We start from the raw sequence: 4,885 nt of genomic DNA, 5'->3' as shown, positions 1-4,885 counted from the left end.
GCAGTGTTCAGCGTAAATGTATCAGACGTCACCTCCTATTGGGGTTTCGTAAGTTTTTCAGAGGGGTGTAGTCCTCAATCCAAATAGGCGCTCAACTCCTGCTCCAATGTAGGCAGTTGCACCTCTCCCTGCTCCAGCTCTTCCAAATCTTCCAGTTGCTTGCGCAAACGGGCGATCCGCTCTTGCAGGCACTCTTTGATGCCTTTGGCCCCCAAACCGAGGCAGCTGCGGCAGACTTCCCCGTAGATTTGCCCGCGGTCGTTGTAGACCACCGCCAGCAACACTTGGTGCCCTTTTTTCTGGATGGGGTTGGCCCATCCCCCACAGATAATGCAGGGCACTCGGCCATTGCCCCCGTAAATGCTGCGTTCCCAGACGATTCTCACGCTCAGCCTCAATGCAACTTGTTGCCCACCAGCATAAAAACCCAGGGGGATCCCTTGCCACCCCAAGATCCTTAAGATCCTCAATGGATCGCCGGCTCCCTTTTTTCTTCCTGAGAGAGGTTGGGGGTGAGAGCTAAAAAGGGATCCCGGCGGCTAGGTGCTGGGCCGGGCAGATTGAGAGCGGTCGATGGTGCGATAGGTGAGGCTGGCAGCCACCTCTAGAGCTTTGGCGGCGTCGCGGAAATAAAACCCCAACTCCTCATCCTTCTCCGTGCGGTTGGGCTTATTGAACTTGGCCTTGAACTGCACGTTGCAATACATGGCCAACCCCACCAGAACCTCTGACAGTCCGTGCTGGTTGATCAGCCGCTCCACGTCCGTAAGCAGGCTTTTGATCAAGGCATCGGCTACTGGTTCTGGCAAACTGTCCAGGTCGTGCATGGGGGCTCCTCAACCAACGAGAGCAAACAAGCCAACGGGTCTGGAAAATCGAGATGGATCTGGGATCCCGAAGGCAACCTCTCCTGATTTTCCTGCATCTTTTCCAGAATGCCCAATCCCCTTGCCAACGCTACCACCACTGCCGCAGCCAGCCCCACAGGCCCGGATAACGAATGGAGCGCTCCCGGGCCGCTTGTTCCAGATGATGGGCGTGGTCTTGGCTGCCGGGATCCCGCAGACGATTCAGGCGCATCAAATAGGCATAGCGGTGGATCTGTTCTCGCAACTGAACTGGGGGAAGGGCAAAGCACTCTGGGCAAATAGGGCCGAGATTCAGACCCCTATCGTTGAAAAGGCAACGAACTCGCTTCCCGCCCGCAAAACGCTTTCCGCAGGCGGCACAGTAGCAAGTTGAGGGCTGGCTGGCAAGCCGCTGCCATCGAATTCGCATGGTCTTCCCGACAAAAAGGCAAGCAACGTGCAGGCAATTCGCTGTAGCCATAATAGGCTAGAAGCTGGTGAGCAGAACCCAGGATGGGGGGGCCTGGAGTATCGAAAACCATGCCGCAACTTTACGACTGTGTCATCGTCGGCGCCGGCCCTGCTGGAGGATCTGCCGCCTACCATCTGGCCAAGCGGGGACGCTCGGTGCTGGTTCTGGAAAAGGATCCCTTGCCCCGCTACAAACCCTGTGGGGGCGGCGTTTCTCCTATGGTGGCGGCTTGGTTTGACTTCGACTTTGGCCCCGCCATTTCCCTCAAGATCCGGCAAATCCGCTACACCTGGCGCGGCGGCGATCCGGTGGTGGTCGATTTGGATTTGAAAGAGCCCGTTTGGATGGTGCGGCGGGATGTTTTCGACCACTACCTGATTCAGCAAGCGCAAAAGCAAGGGGCAGCGCTCCAGGCAGAATGCCCTGTCTCTGGACTCGAGTGGCAAAGCGACCGCTGGCAAGTGATGACAACCGCCGGTCCGGTCTGGGGTCGGTACGTGATCGGGGCCGATGGGGCAAAAGGCTCAATGGCCAAGTGGCTGGGCTTTCAGGAACGCCGCCGTCGCTTGGCTGCCGCCTTGGAAGCAGAAGTGCCTCTCCTGCAGCCGCAAACTGCAGCCGCCCATTTTGACTTCGGCGCCGTGAGCAATGGCTACATCTGGAACTTCCCCAAGGCCGATGGCTACTCAATTGGAGCGGGCACCTTTCGGGGTGGAGAAAAACAAAACCTGCGGGAAATTGCCGCCCAATATGCCCAAAGCTTTGGTGTGGACTTGAAATCGGTCAAGCCATTTGGCCATCCCATCTGCCTCTGGGACGAAGATCAACCGCTACACACCCAAAATGCCCTCTTGGTGGGAGATGCCGCCTGCGTCATCGATCCGTTTACCGCCGAAGGGATCCGCCCTTCCCTTCTCACCGGCATGTTGGCGGCCCAGGCCATCGATCAAGCTCTAGGCGGGGATACAGAAGCTCTGGCGAACTACTCTGCCCGCGTCCAGCAGGAATGGGGCTCCGAGATGCGTTGGGCTAAGCGGATTGCGGCGTTGTTCTATCGCTTTCCGGGCGTGGGCTACAGGGTGGGCGTCAAACGACCGGGAGCCACTCGGCGCATGGGCCAGATCTTGGCCGGTGAACTGCGCTACAGCGATGTGGCCAGCTCAGCTATTCGCAAGTTAAGCGGTGGTCTGCTCGCCTAAGCCCGGCACCGACAGACGCGGGCGAGATCCAGGATCGTCGAAGCGCTTGCCGATCAACAGGCAGTTGCGACCATCCGCTTGGCGGCTGTAGCTGAGGTGAGTAGAGAGAGCTTTCATCAGCAAAATACCCCGTCCCCCCTCGGACTCAAGATTGGCGTTGGGCGATGTGGGATCCGACAAGTTCCGAGCAAATCCCTCCAGATCAAACTCCTGCCCCTGATCCCAGATGCGCAACTCCAGCCCTTGCGGCATCAGCAGCAGCTCAATGTCGATGGGCGTACTTTCCGGCAGAGCGCGGTGGGCGTGGCGAACGGCGTTGGTAAACCCCTCTACCAAAGCCAACTGACATTCCGCCCAAATGGGATCCGGGATGCCCGCATTTCGGAAAGACTCAAACCAGGTCAAAACCTGGTCAAGCGCGTCCAGGGTTGTGTCAACCCTCAGCGCAAACGTTTGCCTCTTGTCCAGAGGGATCCCTGCCGCGTTCAAAACCGAACCCCAACGATAAGGATTTAACCTGCACCCATCAATCCTGGCCGGATTGACCCTACCAGATTCTAGACCAGAGCCCTGCTGGGACGTGTCATCCCCCATTTGGGGGGGTAGCTAGGGAGCGATGACCAAATCCACACGGCGGTTCCGCTGCCGTCCGGCTTCTGTGTCGTTATCGGCAACGGGCAAGGTGGGACCAAAGCCAGAGGTTGTCCAACTGATGGGATGGCCTTCCGGCAACAGTTTTATCAAATAGTCCTTAACCGCATTGGCGCGGCGCAGGGAAAGAGCCAAGTTGTAGTTTAAGGGCCCGATGTTATCGGTGTGGCCATTCACTTGAACGCGGGCGCCGGGCATAGCTTCCAAGGACTTGGCCACCTGGGCCAACAGCGAGGCTGCTTCAGGTCGAATCTCGGCTTTGTCAAAATCGAACAGCAAATCGCCCGGCAGGCTGATGGTTTGGGTTCCCACCTGAAAGGAGGTTGGCGTTGTGGTCGGAGCCGGGGTGGGCGCAGAGGCGCTTTCTGCCCCTGGAGCGATCTCAGCAGCAGTGGAAGATTCCCTGATAGGCTCAGGGTCTGTTTGAGAACGCAGCCGTTGCAGCCGCGACTCCAATTCCTCAATTCTGATCAAGAGCTGGATCACCTGCTGGCGGATCTCCCGAATCTCTGCCTCCAGATCCGTGGGGCTCTCATGATTTTCCTCTGGATCTGCATCTGCTGTTGGGCTGGCCACCGGAGGATTGGCCTGGGGCGGGGCCAAGGTGGGCAGGATCGGTGGTGTGGGAGAAGCGGGTTGAGTGGGAGAGATGTTGGTCTCCGGCTGGGGCTGAGGTTGGGCCTGCTGGGGAAGCACCATCCCGACCCAGATTCCGCTGCTGACCAAGAGGATCCCGCTTAGGGAATGGAGAGCGACTGTTAGGAGCTGGGACGAACGAGCCATTGCAGGCAAACCTCCGGCTGGATGGGCGCAGGCAAGGAGCAGGAACTCCTCTCAACTCAACCCTCAAGACCCATCCTAACCGGCGACCCGATCTCGCCAAGGGGATTCTCGGTCGGTCCAACTGCCACTTCCCGCCATCTGCTGCCAGAGGCTAATCAAAACTGATGCGACCTCGATAACGCCCTATGAGGGTTAGGCCGTTGATGGGATCCGCCAAATCCGCCACAAAGGGGGGAAAGCGGGGGTTGTCGCTGATCACCTTCACCTGGGATCCGGGCAGGCGCTGCAGTCGTTTGACCAACAGATCCCCATCCATCTGAAAGACGTAAATGCCTTCACAGCCCAGGTCTCCACCCTCTTGCCGCTCCACAAAGATCCAGTCGCCATCCTCCAACGTGGGAGACATGCTATCCCCCTGCACCCGAATCAGACTTAGATCGGCAGGGTTTCCCTTCAAGTGCGTCCGCAGCCAGTTTCGCTCAAAAGCAATCACCGATTCGATCGATTCTTCCCGCACCAACACCCCCGCTCCGGCAGAGGCGGCTACATCGACAAAAGGCACATACACATACTCTGCTTTCGCGTCGGGATGCAACTGCGGGGATCCCTCCCCTGTAATCAGCCAATTGAGGTTGACCTGGCCCACTTGGGCAATTTTCACGGCCTTGTCAATGCTGGGCACGGATCCCTTCAGGTAGCTGCGCAAGGCCGTATCGCTAATTCCGGCCCGTCGCCCAAACGCATAGACGGCTTCATCGCCAATCACCCATCGCAAGCGGTCTGCAAAAGAAGAGCCAGAGGAGATGGACATTGGCTTAACGCTACATATTGTGTATAAGCAGATTTTTACCACTATATCTTGACAAGTCAACAACCGGTGCAGCCATTTGGGGAGAATCTTCAACGTAAACTACCCGGCTCCGACCGCTAAG

At 58.0% G+C, this 4,885-nt stretch carries 7 protein-coding genes; 1 reads left to right on the top strand and 6 read right to left on the bottom strand.

Translation table 11 applies throughout. From position 1 onward, the window contains the following. Window positions 1-74: 74 nt before the first annotated feature. The 3 genes from NW818_RS12440 to NW818_RS12430 all read right to left on the bottom strand — a co-directional run bounded on the left by NW818_RS12440 (window position 75) and on the right by NW818_RS12430 (window position 1,113). The gene (locus NW818_RS12440) at window positions 75-386 is read right to left on the bottom strand and encodes a hypothetical protein (protein WP_011433892.1); all 312 of its coding nucleotides are present in this window, start codon (window positions 384-386) and stop codon (window positions 75-77) included. Between the two features lie 153 nt (window positions 387-539). Then, window positions 540-827: a hypothetical protein gene (locus tag NW818_RS12435; protein WP_011433893.1), complete on the bottom strand. Its 288-nt coding sequence runs from the start codon at window positions 825-827 to the stop codon at window positions 540-542. Window positions 828-957: 130 nt separating this feature from the next. Then, a complete protein-coding gene (locus NW818_RS12430) occupies window positions 958-1,113 on the bottom strand; it encodes a hypothetical protein (RefSeq protein ID WP_414331197.1) in 156 nt (51 codons plus the stop codon). A 275-nt stretch (window positions 1,114-1,388) separates the two neighbouring features. On the opposite strand from NW818_RS12430, the gene NW818_RS12425 reads away from it, so the two are divergent. Next, window positions 1,389-2,519, top strand: coding sequence for a geranylgeranyl reductase family protein (locus NW818_RS12425; protein WP_011433895.1), 1,131 nt, complete (start codon window positions 1,389-1,391; stop codon window positions 2,517-2,519). Here the strand turns inward: NW818_RS12425 and NW818_RS12420 are convergent. From NW818_RS12420 to NW818_RS12410, 3 genes are all read right to left on the bottom strand, one after another. Next, complete coding sequence (locus NW818_RS12420) at window positions 2,496-3,008, bottom strand: ATP-binding protein (RefSeq protein ID WP_414402360.1); 513 nt, start codon at window positions 3,006-3,008, stop codon at window positions 2,496-2,498. The two genes, NW818_RS12425 and NW818_RS12420, sit on opposite strands and share 24 nt — an antisense overlap. Window positions 3,009-3,125: 117 nt before the next feature. Continuing rightward, window positions 3,126-3,953 carry an OmpA family protein gene (locus NW818_RS12415; protein WP_414352095.1) on the bottom strand — a complete coding sequence of 276 codons (828 nt, stop codon included), beginning with the start codon at window positions 3,951-3,953 and terminating at the stop codon, window positions 3,126-3,128. Between the two features lie 151 nt (window positions 3,954-4,104). Continuing rightward, on the bottom strand, window positions 4,105-4,764 hold the full coding sequence (locus NW818_RS12410) for an XRE family transcriptional regulator (RefSeq protein WP_414424727.1): 660 nt from the start codon (window positions 4,762-4,764) through the stop codon (window positions 4,105-4,107). Between the last annotated feature and the right edge of the window lie 121 nt (window positions 4,765-4,885).

Source organism: Synechococcus sp. R6-5 (assembly GCF_047461775.1).
Taxonomy (GTDB): domain Bacteria; phylum Cyanobacteriota; class Cyanobacteriia; order Thermostichales; family Thermostichaceae; genus Thermostichus.
The sequence above is the reverse complement of the archived record's forward strand: the minus strand, read 5'-3'. Positions and strand labels throughout refer to the sequence as shown.